Annotated in this window: 12 protein-coding genes, 1 pseudogene and 1 other annotated feature; of the genes and pseudogenes, 3 read left to right on the forward strand and 10 right to left on the reverse strand. The window is 36.8% G+C overall.

The genetic code is table 11. The annotated features are described in order from the left end of the window. Positions 1–21: 21 nt before the first annotated feature. The 3 genes and pseudogenes from AC4BD1_RS10970 to AC4BD1_RS10980 form a co-directional block, all read right to left on the reverse strand. Positions 22–736: pseudogene (locus AC4BD1_RS10970) on the reverse strand (AAA family ATPase); the annotation flags it as partial. A gap of 6 nt (positions 737–742) precedes the next feature. Beyond that, complete coding sequence (locus AC4BD1_RS10975) at positions 743–1861, reverse strand: exonuclease SbcCD subunit D (RefSeq protein ID WP_490485610.1); 1119 nt, start codon at positions 1859–1861, stop codon at positions 743–745. 152 nt (positions 1862–2013) lie between these two features. Beyond that, positions 2014–2631: a lysophospholipid acyltransferase family protein gene (locus tag AC4BD1_RS10980; RefSeq protein ID WP_067483031.1), complete on the reverse strand. Its 618-nt coding sequence runs from the start codon at positions 2629–2631 to the stop codon at positions 2014–2016. 132 nt (positions 2632–2763) lie between these two features. On the opposite strand from AC4BD1_RS10980, the gene AC4BD1_RS10985 reads away from it, so the two are divergent. Next, on the forward strand, positions 2764–3498 hold the full coding sequence (locus AC4BD1_RS10985; protein ID WP_206910285.1) for a tRNA1(Val) (adenine(37)-N6)-methyltransferase: 735 nt from the start codon (positions 2764–2766) through the stop codon (positions 3496–3498). Further along, complete coding sequence (locus AC4BD1_RS10990; protein WP_206910286.1) at positions 3488–3784, forward strand: GIY-YIG nuclease family protein; 297 nt, start codon at positions 3488–3490, stop codon at positions 3782–3784. Before AC4BD1_RS10985 ends, AC4BD1_RS10990 begins: the two co-directional genes overlap by 11 nt. A gap of 58 nt (positions 3785–3842) precedes the next feature. On the opposite strand, the gene AC4BD1_RS10995 is transcribed toward AC4BD1_RS10990, so the two are convergent. The 4 genes from AC4BD1_RS10995 to hisS form a co-directional block, all read right to left on the reverse strand. Continuing rightward, on the reverse strand, positions 3843–5822 hold the full coding sequence (locus AC4BD1_RS10995) for an acyltransferase family protein (RefSeq protein WP_490485611.1): 1980 nt from the start codon (positions 5820–5822) through the stop codon (positions 3843–3845). A gap of 298 nt (positions 5823–6120) precedes the next feature. Continuing rightward, entirely contained in the window at positions 6121–6996 is an 876-nt protein-coding gene (locus AC4BD1_RS11000) for a YitT family protein (RefSeq protein ID WP_206897679.1), read from the reverse strand. Positions 6997–7121: 125 nt separating this feature from the next. After that, positions 7122–8891, reverse strand: a complete 1770-nt coding sequence (gene aspS, locus AC4BD1_RS11005) for an aspartate--tRNA ligase (protein WP_490485612.1) — start codon at positions 8889–8891, stop codon at positions 7122–7124. Between the two features lie 15 nt (positions 8892–8906). Continuing rightward, a complete protein-coding gene (gene hisS / locus AC4BD1_RS11010) occupies positions 8907–10205 on the reverse strand; it encodes a histidine--tRNA ligase (protein WP_206910291.1) in 1299 nt (432 codons plus the stop codon). 61 nt (positions 10206–10266) lie between these two features. Continuing rightward, positions 10267–10477 (reverse strand) — a binding site (T-box leader). A 146-nt stretch (positions 10478–10623) separates the two neighbouring features. Between hisS and AC4BD1_RS11015 the strand changes: the two genes are divergently transcribed. Then, entirely contained in the window at positions 10624–11571 is a 948-nt protein-coding gene (locus AC4BD1_RS11015; RefSeq protein ID WP_490485613.1) for an aldo/keto reductase, read from the forward strand. Positions 11572–11752: 181 nt separating this feature from the next. Here the strand turns inward: AC4BD1_RS11015 and AC4BD1_RS11020 are convergent, their stop codons facing one another. From AC4BD1_RS11020 to AC4BD1_RS11030, 3 genes are all read right to left on the reverse strand, one after another. Beyond that, positions 11753–11923 carry a hypothetical protein gene (locus AC4BD1_RS11020; RefSeq protein ID WP_206910295.1) on the reverse strand — a complete coding sequence of 57 codons (171 nt, stop codon included), beginning with the start codon at positions 11921–11923 and terminating at the stop codon, positions 11753–11755. Positions 11924–12321: 398 nt separating this feature from the next. Further along, positions 12322–12768, reverse strand: coding sequence for a D-aminoacyl-tRNA deacylase (gene dtd / locus AC4BD1_RS11025; RefSeq protein ID WP_490485614.1), 447 nt, complete (start codon positions 12766–12768; stop codon positions 12322–12324). Between the two features lie 22 nt (positions 12769–12790). Beyond that, positions 12791–15004: a RelA/SpoT family protein gene (locus AC4BD1_RS11030; RefSeq protein WP_206910299.1), complete on the reverse strand. Its 2214-nt coding sequence runs from the start codon at positions 15002–15004 to the stop codon at positions 12791–12793. Positions 15005–15410: the final 406 nt, after the last annotated feature.

Genomic DNA, 15410 nt, shown 5'->3' on the forward strand with positions numbered 1-15410 from the left:
CTGCTAACACTTGTTGTTCTTTTGTCCAACACTGCATCACTTCTTCAAAGCTCAGTTCAGAAAAGTCTCGTGCTTCTAAAGAAACAAAGCGTTTTTGCAAAAGCAACAATTCCTGTTCTAAGTAATCAAGTTTTTTTTGTTGCTTTTTAGCTTTTTCTTTTAAAATTTCATTGAACTGTTGGAAAATCTGCGTACCAAATAAATTACGGAGCACCACTTCCTTTTCACTACTAGATGAAATCAAGAAATTACGGAATTCCCCTTGTGGCAGTAATACGATTTGTGAAAATTGCTTAGCATCTAAGTGTAAGAGTTCTTTAATCAGTTCATCGACTTCCCCGCGTTTCGTTAATTGACGTGCTTCTTTTCCTGATTCATCGAAAATCGTCAAGGAAACTTTCGCTGCTTGCTTACGATTCCCGTCACCTTTTAGCTTAGCCAATATCTGCTCAGGTTTACGCGTGACTTCATAAGTAAGTTTTTGATGTTCAAACGAAAAAGTGACACTGGTTTCTTCCGCCGGTGTCGCAAATAACGAACGCATCTCTTTTCCCGAGCGTAGTCTCCCTGAGGTTTCTCCAAACAAAGCATAAGTCATCCCATCAAAGATTGTCGTCTTGCCTGCACCTGTTTTCCCGCTAATCAAAAATAGAGGTGCTTCAGTCAAAAGTGAAAAATCAATGATTTCATCAATAAAGGGACCAAAGTTTTTTAATCGTAATTTTTGTGGTTTCATCACTGATCATTCCATTTCCATGAGTTCTTGTAGAGTTTCTGTGAGCCACTTTTCTTGATCATTGGTCAGTGGTTCATTTGTTATTTCTTTAAAGAAATGCATCGCCATTGATTTTGGATCCTTCATTTCTACTGTTTGTTTTTTTGTTATTGTTTCTAAACGACCATTTACTCGCTCCACACCTAAGATTCTTGGATAGATTTTCCGCAACTGATTCATCATATTAGGAATGATCGTTCGATCCATCAAGTAGATTTGTGTGTAATTTTCTCGATTAACAGTTTGATAAAATGTTGGACTCAAGAGTTCTTTAAAATTGGCTTGTAATTCTTGGATATCATGTAGGGGTGTCAGCTCATGAAACGTCAATTGTAGCTTATCATTTAAATCAACAATCCAAACACCCTTTTTTTGATTGATTTCTGATAAAGAAAACTTCAATGGCGAGCCGCTATAGCGTGCATTTGCTTGGTGCAAAGCCGCTTGGTTATGCAAATGGCCCAATGCCACATAGTCAAAATCACTCAATAAGTCGCCAGATACTGCATCTAACCCGCCAACTTCAATTTTTGTTTCTGAGTCAGACTTTGAGCTTCCCGTTACAAAAAAGTGACTTACTAATACGTGTTTTTTATTTGGTTCAAATAGCGTCTGCATTTTTTCGACGACTAAAGCCATCGCTTGTTGAATTGTACGAATTTCATCGTCTTCAAAATATAAACGAGCGGCAATTGGTTCAAAGTAAGGTAACAAAAAGAATTGTGTATCACCAAATGTAATTGGTTGAAACGCTTCAGCAAACTGAGTGCGTAAGAAAAAATTAGATTGGCTAAACCAAGGTGTCCCTGTCGACAATCGAATACTACTATCGTGATTGCCAGAAATTGCGAAAATTGGAAATTTTTCTTCTAAATTCCAATCAATCATCAATTGATTAAACAATTGCACTGCTTCCGTCGCTGGCACGCTTCGATCATATAAATCGCCTGCAATAATGATTGCATCCACTTGTTCTTCTTTTGCTACCTTCAAAATATCTGAAATAACTTGCTTTTGTTCCTCAAGTAAATCATAGCCTTGTAATTTTTTACCAATATGCCAATCGGCCGTGTGCAAGAAACGCATATACTCACCTCAAAAAAATGTCCTTCTAATGATTATAACACTTCCCAGAAGGTCATAACAGAAATGTTTCACATCTCCTATATCTATAAAAAAACAGAGAACAAACAAAAAGCTACGAAAAAATCAAAATTGATTTTCTCGCAGCTCCCTACTTATTTTATTTCATATTTAAAATCAGGATTTACTTCTTTGTCTAATTGATCAAACGCACCTTGTGTTCGCCGCTCAACTTCTTCCAAACCTTCCTTATCCATCTTTTTAATGTCAGATAAGTCGATGGGTTCTCCGAAGCGAACCGTTACACGTTTTCGCTTGAACAAATCGCCAAGTGTTAATGGTCCTTGATATACAGCTGGAACGATTTTCACTTTTGCCATTTTAGCAATCAGTGCCATTCCACCTTTTAACTCTGTCGCATGGCGCGTGCCACTTGGAAACATGATTAGTCCTAAGTCTGTTGATTTCAAGATTTTTACAGGCGTTTTGATTGCACTTGGCCCTGGCTTATCACGTTTGACAGGAAAAGCATTCGCATGTGTCAAAATAAATCGTAAAATTGAATTTTTGAACAACTCTTCTTTTGCCATAAAGCTAAATTTCTTTGGTGCTGCTCCAACTGCTAGATACAATGGGTCCCACCAAGTACGATGGGGCGCAACTAATATGTAATTCTCATCTTTAGGCAATAATTCTTTATTTTCATAGTGGGCATTGCCGTTGACTATTGCTAAGACAACTCGAACAACCCCGCGCATAAAACGATAAAACATAGACTCTTCCTTTCTCTTTGCTGAACATAGATAGTATGCCTAAAAAAATCTTCCTTGGCAAGCAAACTTGGTTCTTTTTGACAAACATAGTATAATACAAACGATTATTTTATTCACTTTGGAGGGAAACCCATGCTTCACGAAGACGAACGAATTGACCAATTATACGCAGAAGATATTAAAATTATCCAAAGTGCGCAAGTTTTTTCTTTTTCACTTGATGCTGTTTTACTCGCAAATTTTGCGCGTGTGCCAAAAAGAGGACAAATCGTTGACCTATGCGCTGGAAACGGTGCGGTCGGCTTATTTTTAAGTAAAAAAACCAATGCACAAATTGATTCGATCGAACTACAGCCTCGTTTAGCCGATATGGCGAAACGAAGCGTTGTGCTTAACCATTTAGAAGACCAAATCACTGTTCACACGACTGATTTAAAAAATAGTTTAGCAGTTGTTCGTCATAATTCTTGTGATCTCGTTGTCTGTAACCCACCTTATTTCAAAGGGCTACCTACGAACAAAAAAAATCCCAATGAACACTTAGCCATTGCTAGGCATGAGATTTATACAACACTCAACGATGTTATTCAAATCTCCAGCAAACTCTTAAAAACAAATGGCCGTTTTGCAATGGTACATCGTCCTGAACGTTTTTTAGAAATTTTGGATGTCATGCGTGAACATCAGATCATTCCAAAACGGATCCGTTTTGTCTATCCAAAAGTTGGAAAAGATGCGAATATTTTATTAGTCGAAGGCATAAAAGAAGGAAAATTAGATGGTTTCAAGGTTTCTTCACCACTTATCACTTATGATGAAGAAGGCCAATATACTCCAGAATTACGTGGTATGCTTTATGGAGACTAAGCATTACTTTTACGTACTCGCTTGTAAAGACAATACTTTTTATGGCGGATATACAACCAATCTTGAAAGGAGACTTGCCGAACACAATAACGGCACAGGTGCTAAGTACACTCGCTTACGTAAACGTCGGCCGCTACAAATGATTCACGCAGAATGTTTTGAAACTAGAAGCGAAGCAACCAAAGCAGAAGCAGCCTTTAAAAAATTAACTCGAAAGCAAAAAGAACTTTATTTAACTACGCATCTTTCGGTTATTCTTCCCAAAGATCTAACACACAAAACTTAACCTTGTTCCTTTTAGGACAAAAAAAGAATTGAGATGAATCTTCATCTCAATTCTTTTTTTATTGTTCTGTATCTAGCTCTTCTGATGTGCTTGAGGTTGAGGAAGAAGCTGCACCGTTACTTAAGGTTTCACTGCCTTGACTCGTTGCCTCATCAGTTACTTCTGAATCTTTTGTTGACTCACTATCTGTACTTTTGCCACCTAATAATGCTTGGCTAACAAAGTGTGCATAATGGATCATTCCTTCAGGGTTTGGATGAACTTGATCATCGTAGAACCATTCGTTATGGTCTTTGCTATAGTCGTACCAATCAATTAGAGTCATGTTATCATATTTTTTCGCCATTTGAGCTAGCATATCATTTACATCATTTTGCCAGCGTTTAGTTGGTACTCGAACATTCACCCAGTAAACTTTGCGATCGCCTATCGCATCCATTACACTATCAAATTGCGTTTCTGAAAATGCACCGTTAGTTCCCAGTCCAACCAACACAGTATCTTTCAAGAGTTTTTGTTTTTTCAGTTCTTCAAGATAAGGTTCACTCGTATAAAGTTGACGCCCGACATCGCCATCCACAACTACTTTAGGATAAATTTCTTTTAAGTCCGTAGCTGCATCAAGCATGACTGAATCCCCAAAAGCTGTAAGTTCTAGTTTTTGTGCTTTCTTCCCTTGTGCTTTGGTCAAATCGTATTTATCCAAAATACTCTGATCCAATGCTCCAGAAGCTTTGCCATCTTCTTCTTTACTTTTTTCTGCTAATTTTTTGTTTGCTGCAATTTTTTCTTGTAATTGTTTTTGATCCGCTGTCACAGCATTCTTTGGTGCAATCGCAAAACCAACTAATGCGATCATGAAAACTAATAATCCGGGAATCAGCCATGGCTTTTCAAGACTGAGAATGGGTTTTTGGAACCACCCCTTAACAACTGAAAATGTTTTTCCATAATCAAAACGTGCCAACGGTCGTTCGATATAGCGGTAAGATAATTCACTAATCAGCAGGATCAAAGTTACTTCAATTATGGTGTGCATGAAAACGTGATCCCCAATATTAGAAACCTTTGCCTCATAAAAAATCATTACAGGAAATTGATAGAGATAAATGCCGTAACTTCTTTTCCCAATCCAAGTAAAGACTGGATTAGTTAGCCATTTATTCCAACTTGCACCAGGATGAGCTGTCACAGCAACTAATACAACACACAACAAGCTAACTAACAACATCCCACCGTAGTAAACAAAATCCATATGGTCATTGAAGAAAAAGAAAGCCGCAACCAATGAGACAAACGAAATCAACCCTGCAATATTCAATGTCTTCTTCGCTTGTTTAGGAATCTCTTTTTTCAAACGTGTACTTGGCCAAACAAAAGCCAACGCACAACCAAGCCAAATTGAAAATAGTCGTGTATCTGTCCCATAATAAACACGAGTTGGATCTGCGCCAGGCGAATACAAAATCATCATCAAAATAGCTGAAATTCCTGACATTCCCAGCACAGTGTAAAAGATCCATTTTTTCTTTCGGACTAAAGTCATCAGTAAAACAAATATAATTGGCCAAAATAGATAATTTTGTCCTTCAACTGCCAAAGACCAGATGTGTGTGAATGGTGACTCATTGGCAAACCGATCAAAATAAGATAATCCATTATTGATCTGCCACCAATTGTTCACATAGAATAAACTGCTGATGACAGTCCCTCGCAAGTTATTTAACAAACCTCGCTGAAACAAAGTAATATACGCTGAAGCAGTAACTAATAAAAAGACTAAGCCCGGGTAAAGCCGCTTCATCCTTCGAACATAAAACTGCCAAATATTTATTTTTCCATTTTGTTCCCATTCTTGTCGCAATAAATCGGTAATCAAATAACCAGATACCACAAAAAATATCGGTACGCCCAAATAACCACCTGTCATTGTTCTTGGTAACAAATGATAGAGAATAACACCCATTACGGCTAAAGAACGAATACCATCAAAGCCTGTGATATAGCGACTCTTTTTCAATCTTTTTTGTTTTTCCATTCAATCTTCCAACTTTTCATAAACTTTTTTCATTTGTAATATACGTGCATTATAAGAAAATAGCAAGACTTATTTAAACTTCTTACTATCTTTTCTATCATCCCACAAAATTTGGCAAAAGAACAATGATTTCATCGACTTTAAGAAATTTTCAAAAGAAATAGCGCATTACCTCCTTTTTGCTTCAAACTAAGATTTGATGAAACAATTTATTTTTTGTGGTCACGAATAAACGGGTAAAAAAACAGGATAAAACGAACAATCGTTTTATCCTATCCGATTCTTTTTTATTTTCTCTTTAAACGCCATCTTCATAGAAACGGCCTAAAATTTGAACATTTTCTGCAATACTTACGAAAGCGTCCGGATCAGAGGCTTTCATTGCCTCTCTTAATAGTGGGAGTTCATAACGAGTCACAATCGTCATCAAAACTGTTTGCTTATCATGTTTGTATGCACCTTCTGCTTCATTGATGATCGTGATCCCTCGACGCATACATTTTTGAATTTCATTCACGACTTTTTCAGGGTGTTTTGTGACAATCATAACCTGCATTTTCTTCTGTTTCGTGTAAAAAACATCTGTCACTTTTCCGCTAACAAAAATCGACAACGTGCTATAAAACATGTATTGCCAACCAAACAAGATTCCTGCAACAAAAACAATCAACGCATTGAAATAAATCGAAATAGATCCAATTGATTTCCCTGTTTTCTTTCGTATCGTAATACTGACGATATCTAGTCCGCCCGAAGATAAACCATTTCTAAGTACTAAACCTATCCCCGCCCCCATCACTGCTCCACCAAATAATGCACAGATGATTGGATCAGTTGATAACACTGTTTCGGGAACGATGTGGATGAATAGCGAGGTCAACGTGACCGTAATAAACGTGAAAATTGTAAATTTCTTACCGATTTTAAACCAAGCTAAGAAAAACAACGGAACATTCAATAGGTAAAGAGTTGTTGATACAGGTACTTCAAAACCAATCAGTGATTTGGATAAGGTGGTTAAAATTTGTGCCAGACCAGTAATACCACTTGAATAAATATGACCTGGTTGATAAAAAAGATTTAACGCAATTGACGCAATTAACGCATAAACAATAGATACCGAAAGCTTGGTCGTATAATCGTGATAGGCCCAATTTTCGAACGTTTTTTTCATGAAAAAGCCTCGCTTTACATAATTATGGCTCTATTATAAGGTTTTTTCGTATAAAAAAAAAGAGGAGATGGCAAAAGCTTAAGACTTTTACCATCCTCTCAGAAACATTTCTTTTTTAACTCATTTTATTCTTCAATCTCTGTAACATCAATACTCAATTCTGCTAACTGGAATGGCGAAACTAAACTTGGTGCTTCACTCATGACATCAGCAGCTTTTCCGTTTTTAGGGAAAGCAATCACTTCGCGGATATTTTCTTCACCTGCAAGTAGCATAGCAAAACGATCTAAGCCTAAAGCAATTCCGCCATGTGGAGGGAAACCATAGTCCAATGCAGTTAATAAGAAGCCAAATTGTTCTTCCATTTGTTCTTTCGTGAAGCCAAGTGTTTCAAGAACTTTTTCTTGTAACTTACGCGTATGGATACGAATTGAACCCCCACCAAGTTCATAACCGTTTAAAACGATATCGTAAGCTTCCGCATAGACTTTCGCTGGATCTGTACCCAACAACTCAACATCTTTGGCTTTTGGCATCGTAAATGGATGATGTGCAGAAACATAGCGACCTTCTTCTTCTGAATATTCAAATTGTGGCCAATCAGTTACCCATAAGAAATTGAATTTTTCTTCATCAATCAATCCTAGCTCTTTTGCCAAACGCGTACGAAGAGCACCTAATGATGCTGCGACAACTTCTGCTTTGTCTGCACAGAATAACAATAAATCACCAACTTGGGCATCTGTTGCTTGAATGATTTCTTCGCCAGCTTCACCCATAAATTTTGCGATTGGTCCTTTCAAACCTTCTTCTTCCACTTTCAGCCATGCAAGTCCTTTTGCTCCAAATTGACCAACATATTGACCTAAATGATCTAAATCTTTTCGAGAATAATTGCCAGCAGCACCTTTTACATTCAAAGCTTTAACTACTCCACCATTTTCTAAAGCCATTTGGAATACTTTAAACTCGATGGATTTCACCGTTTCACTTAAATCGATCAGTTCCATTTCAAAACGTGTATCAGGTTTGTCACTGCCGTAGCGACTCATTGCATCATCATAAGTCATTCTTGGGAATGGCAATGTTACATCTAATCCACGAACATCTTTCATGACTTTCGCAATTAAACCTTCTGTATAGGTTTGAATTTCTTCAGAAGTTAAAAAAGTTGTTTCAATATCAACTTGGGTAAATTCCGGTTGACGATCGCCACGTAGGTCTTCATCTCTGAAACAACGTACGATCTGATAATAACGATCAAATCCTGCATTCATCAATAATTGTTTAAATAATTGTGGTGACTGAGGCAATGCGTAGAAATGACCTGCATGGACACGCGAAGGAACTAAATAATCACGTGCGCCTTCGGGTGTTGATTTACCTAAGTAAGGTGTTTCAATGTCTAGGAAATCATTATCATCCAAATAGTGACGAATGGCTTTAGTTGTTTCGTGACGCATTTTAATATTCTTTGTCATTTTCGGACGGCGCAAATCTAAATAGCGATATTTCAAACGAACTTCATCACTGATTGTTTGATCATCTTCAATCGAGAAAGGGGGTGTTTTTGCTTGGTTTAAAATTGTCATTTCATTGGCAATCATTTCGACTTCGCCCGTTGCCATTTTCGTATTGATTGCATTCTCAGCACGACGTTTGATCACACCAGTTACTTCAATTACATATTCACTTCGGCATTTATCTGCTACTTCCCAAGCTTCTTTCGAAATTTCTGGGTTGAAGACTACTTGCACAATTCCTTCACGGTCACGTAAGTCAATGAAAATCAATCCACCTAAATCACGACGTTTTTGTACCCATCCCTTAAGTGTAATTGTTTGATCTAATTGTTTCTGGGAAACAAACCCACAATAAATTGTCCTTTTTGCCATCTTTCTCTCTCCTTCTTACTCAAATAATGTCGTTGTCATTTCGTCGTACACTTCATCAAAGCGTTGATAGATTTCTTGTAATGAAAAGCTTTTTTCTTTACGATCTGCCATTGACTTCACATTAATTGTCTGGTTCTTTAGTTCATCTTCTCCAAGTACTAGCACTAATTTGGCATTTGCTTTGTCAGCTGTTTTGAACTGGGCTTTTGCTTTACGATTCATGACATCACGATCCGCAGAAAAGCCAAAGTTACGAATCGCTTGGACTACTTTTAATGCTTCAAGATTTGTGACTTCACCAATTCCAACCACGTAAGCATCTAATTCATTTAAGGCTGGAATAACTACTTCTTCTGCTTCCATGGTTAACAAGATACGTTCGATGCCCATTGCGAAACCGAATGCTGGTGTTTCTGGTCCACCAAGCTCTTCTACTAATCGATCATAGCGACCACCAGCACAAATTGTTGCTTGAGCACCCATTTTTGGAGCATCACTCATAATTTCAAAGATAGTATGTGTATAGTAATCCAGACCACGAACCATATTGCTATCAATTTCATAAGGGATTTCTAATGCATCTAACATAGCTGTCACAGTTTCAAAATGGTTCTTAGCTGATTCACTTAAGTAATCCAAAATCGAAGGTGCATCTGCAACAAATTTTTGGTCTCGTTTATCTTTACTGTCAAGGACACGCAAAGGATTTTGATGTAACCGTCGTTTTGAGTCTTCACTTAATTCATTTTCAACTGGTTCTAAATAGTCAATCAATGCTTGACGATAAGCCTGTCGTGTTTCTTGATCACCTAGAGAATTGATGACCAAACGAATTTGTGTGATGCCTAACTGTTTGAAAAAGTCTAACGCCATTGCCATACTTTCAACGTCTGTTGCTGGGTTATCAGAACCAAATGCCTCAACACCAATTTGATGGAATTGACGCAAACGACCTTTTTGCGGACGTTCATAACGGAACATTGGCCCCATGTAAAAAGTTTTATAAGGTTTAGCAAACTCTGGTCCGAATAATTTGTGTTCTACAAATGAGCGAACAATTGGAGCCGTTCCTTCTGGACGTAAAGTTACGTGACGGTCACCTTTGTCATAAAAATCATACATTTCTTTTGAAACGATATCAGTCGTGTCTCCTACACTGCGTGAGATAACTTCATAATGTTCAAAAATCGGCGTGCGAATTTCATTGTATTGATAGTCTCTAAATAATAAACGTGCTGTTTCTTCAATAAATTGCCATTTTTCTGATTCACCTGGCAAAATATCATTCGTTCCTTTTGGTCGTTGAAAGTTCATACATCTCTCTCCTTTTTATGTAACTAAGTGAAAATAAAAAAATTCACCCCTGTTCACAATGAACAAGGGCGAATGAAAGTCATACACGGTACCACCTAATTTTGAAAGATTGCTCTTTCCTCTCACGAATAACGCTCGTACACGGGACGGCTTTGCACGCGTCCATCTCCAGAGTGTCTTTTCGGTAACCAACTCTTGAATCATTTTCAGCCTCGATGATTCTCTCTATCTAAAAAGTATAGGTTACTTACTCGCTCTTTCAGTGATTTTTTATATTATCTACAACTTACTAAAAACACTTCACAAAGTCAAGAATATTTGCCCTAAAAGTTAAACAAGCCTCTTTCATTTTTCAAAAGACAATTTATTTTTGCATTTCTTCAGTTTGTTTTAAACTGAAACAAAGGAGGAATTCAACATGGCAGAAGTAAGAATCGGACATTCTCAAGTATATGCAGAACAACTTGGCTTAGGAACAAATGCTGTTGGTGGACACAATTTATTCCCTCATTTAGAGGACGAAGTGGGGAAACAAATCATTCGAACAGCACTTGATAATGGCATCAATCTTCTTGATACGGCTTACGCCTATGGTTTTGGTCGCTCAGAAGAATTGATTGGTGAAGTCTTGAAAGAAAAAGAATATGACCGTTCACGTATCGTCATTGCAACTAAAGCAGCTCATGACCCAAACAATTCTGGAAAATTTAATAATACACCTGAATTTTTGACTCAAGCTGTTGAAGATGCTCTAAAAAGACTACAAACAGATTATATTGATATTTTTTATATTCATTTTCCAGACGAAAAAACGCCAAAAAACGAAGCAATAGCTACTTTGCATCAATTAAAAGAAGCTGGAAAAATACGAGCAATCGGTGTTTCAAATTTTTCTTTAGCCCAATTAAAAGAAGCTAACCAAGAAGGATACGTAGATATCGTTGAAGACCATTACAGCTTGATCCAACGAAAGGCGGAGACAGAACTTTTTCCTTACATCAAAAAACATAAGATTAGTTTTGTCCCTTATTTTCCACTAGCTTCAGGTCTTTTGACTGGGAAATATCAGCTTGGACAACCACTTTCATTTTCTAAAGGTGATCTTCGATTAAAGCAGCCAAATTTTCAAGGTGAACGTTTTGAAAAAATTATTCATACTGTTGAGCAACTTCGTCCACTCACAGCGAACTATCAAACAAACATTGCTCAATTAGTATTAGCATGGTATATGAAAAATCCAGCTGTCTCTGTCGTAATTCCTGGTGCAAAAAAACCTGAACAAGTCTCAAGTAATGCTCAGGCTTTAGATATCCATTTAACAAATGCCGATTACCAACTAATCGATCAGCTATTTGCAGAATTTTAATCTAAAATAGAAGTTCTTGTTCGACTAAGCCGTAGTTTTTATATACTAAAATCTACGGCTTTCTACGTCATCTTTAAGCTAAAAAAAGATTTGTTATAGGAAAATGCAACCAATGGCTAGGCGATTGATGGTAGTTATTGCATTTTTCTATCGTCAATTCAATACTAGAAAAAGATACTACTTATTTTCCGTCATACTTTCCATCTTTGCTAAATAAAAAATAAACTAATATCCCAAAACCTACTAATGCAACAATACTTCCGACAATGGGAACCCAGTTAGCATACTCACTTGCTAACATAAGTATCGCTCCTCCAACAAATAGAAAACCACCTGCTAATAAATTTTCCATCAAACCCCTCCTTTTTGTATATTTATACACCAGTATAACATAGAAATATAAAAAGCTTTATCATACTGCATCATAAAGCTTGGGACAAAAATACCATACAAGTAAATTAATCATAGGATACATAAATTGACATAGAATTGATTTCTATGACGAAGAACTGTGTTAATTTAATGTCCCCAGATCGATTGCAAAACCTGACAAATCTCTCCTATTTTTTAGTCGATATTCCAATAAATGACAGAAAAGCACATTCATCAATAATTTTATCAATGTATTGTACAAACTTATTTTCGAATTTAAAGTACAAATAAAAAATAAAAGCCAACATTAGCATGTACCTGCCATGTCGACTTTTATCTTAACTATTTTAGTAATTAAGAGAGCTCTTACTTCTGTTTTTATTTATTTTGTGAGTCGATTACAATGGTTACGGGACCGTCATTTACTAAAGAAACATCCATATCTTCGCCAAATTTACCAGTTGAAACTGGAATACCACGTTGTTTCAAACCAGTATTAAAAGCTTCGTATAATGGAATAGCCGTTTCTGGACGTGCAGCGGCAATAAAACTTGGTCGATTGCCTTTTTTAGTATCCGCAAACAGCGTAAATTGTGAAATACTTAAAATTTGACCACCAATGTCTTCAATACTTGTATTCATCTTGCCTTGTTCATCTTCAAAAATACGCATTTGCGCGATTTTTTTAACCAAATAGTCTACATCATTTTGAGTATCTGCTTCATGAATACCTAATAAAATTAATAACCCCTGCTTAATCTTACCGATTTCTTGACCATTGATCGTAACTGCCGCTCGGCTCACTCGTTGAATGACTGCTCGCATCAAATTTTCCCTCTCTTCACATTTATCCGTTCATCCGCCGTACACTATAGACATCTGGAACAGACTTGATTTTATCTACAATACTTTTTAGGTGTGTTAAGTTCTGGATTCCTACCGTTAAATGGATTGTTGCCATCTTATCTTTATTCGTACGCGCTTCCACACTATTAAGATTTTTTGTCATAGAATTAACAGTTTGCAAAACATCATTTAATAGACCTGAACGATTATAGCCATAAATTTCTAGGTCAGCATCATATTCTTTTTTAGAATTTGAAGTATCTTCCCATTCTACTTCAATTAATCGTTCTGCAACATTTGGTTTATCCGGCTGAACATTTGGACAATCACGACGATGAATGGAAATTCCTCGTCCTTTGGTAATATAACCAACAATATCGTCTCCCGGAACCGGATTACAACAACGACTAATACGAATAAGCAAGTTTTCAACACCTTGAATCACCACGCCACCTTCATGACGAACCTTCATTTTTTCTGGTTCTTTTTTCGGTTGGTTCATCAATTCGTCGGCTTCTTGTTTTTGTTGCTCGATTTTTTGTTCACGACGTTCTTTTTCAGTCAATCGATTTGCCATTGTTAACGGGCTGATTTCACCATACCCCACGGCCGCATAAATATCATCTTCATTATTGTAATTGAATCGATCCAAGACTTCTTGCAGTTTTTCTTTGGTCAAAATATCTTTTGGCAAGAAACCAAGATCAGAAATACACTTGGTAACTGATTCATGACCTTTGGTAATATTTTCTTCACGATCTTGTGCCTTGAAGAAACGTTTAATTTTATTTTTTGCTTTGCTCGTTGCAACAATTTTTAACCAATCACGGCTCGGACCAAACGAATTAGGTGAAGTTAAGATTTCAATGATATCACCATTTTTCAATTTATAATCCAATTGAACCATTTTGCCATTCACTTTTGCGCCAGTTGTCTTGTTCCCAATATCAGTATGGATGCTATAAGCAAAATCCAATGGTCCAGATCCTTTAGGAAGCTCGGTTACATCTCCCTTTGGTGTAAAGACATAGACTTTATCACTGAAGATATCACCCTTAACGCCTTCCATAAAGTCAGATGCATCATAACTTTCGTCTTGCAATTCAATAATTTCATGGAACCAACTTAATTGCTTCGTCATTCCGTCAGGTTCTACTTTATCATTTTTTCCTTCTTTGTAAGCCCAGTGTGCTGCAACCCCAAATTCTGCGATTTCATGCATTTCTTGCGTACGAATTTGAATTTCAACAGGATTTCCCGCTGGACCAATCACTGTCGTATGCAAAGATTGATACATGTTCGCCTTTGGCATAGCAATATAATCTTTGAATCTTCCTGGCATTGGTTTCCACTTCGTATGGATCGCACCTAAGACTGCATAACAATCTTTGATAGACTCGACAATTACTCGGATAGCCAGTAAATCATAGATTTCACTAAATTGTTTCTTCTGATCTTTCATTTTTCGATAAATCGAATAAATATGCTTTGGGCGACCATAGATTTCTGCATAGATGTCTAGTTCTTCTGTCGCTACTCGAATATCTTCTACAGTTGCATTCACATACTGCTCGCGTTCTTCACGTTTTGTTCGCATCAAATGAACGATTCGATAATATTGTTTTGGATTAAGATAGCGTAAAGCAGTATCTTCTAATTCCCATTTGATTCGACTAATCCCTAAACGATGTGCTAACGGTGCATAGATTTCTAATGTTTCTTGTGCAATTCGACGTTGCTTATCTTCCCGTAAATGTTTTAGTGTACGCATGTTATGAAGACGATCGGCCAATTTCACCATGATTACGCGTAAATCTTGTGCCATTGCTAGCAACATTTTACGATGGTTTTCTGCTAATTGTTCTTCATGAGATTTATATTTTATTTTTCCCAATTTAGTAACGCCGTCAACCAGCATGGCTACATCGTCACCAAATTCTTCTCGTAAATCATCCAAAGTTACTTCTGTATCTTCAACTACATCATGTAAAAATCCTGTTGCTACAGTGTGCGGATCCATTTTCAACTCAGCTAAGATCCCAGCAACTTGGATCGGATGAATAATATAAGGCTCTCCAGATTTTCTAAATTGTCCATCATGCGCTGCTGTTGCATAATCACATGCTTTTTGTACAAATGCAACATGATCCGGTCCCATATATTTACTAACAAGCGCAATAACGCCAGGACCTGTTAAAATTTCTTCTTTTGACATACAAACCGATCCCCCTTTCGTTTCGATAGCAAAACAGGAGAGGCATCTGAAATCACAATTTCTAAATTTCAGCTAACTGGTATAAAGAATTCGTTTTTCCACGAATGGTATTAAAAATAACTCCGAAAAAACAACGCATCATCACACAAAAACCTAAAAATGATTTCTGGTGCCTTTTGTCAATTTCATCGGAGCTAGTTAATTTGACCCAACCTCTTTTTATTTTTTATCGGACTCTTGAACGGTTATTGTTACCATTATACAAATTGTCGTTTCTTTTTTCAATTCTATCATGTTCAAATTTATTAAGAAAAGTTCCGATGACTTATGGCGATTCTTGTAAGCCCATTTGCAACTAAATGGTACACCGTCTCTTTTAGTAAGTCATCACTTATTTGATGATCCA

This window comes from Enterococcus sp. DJ147D b (assembly GCF_058216655.1).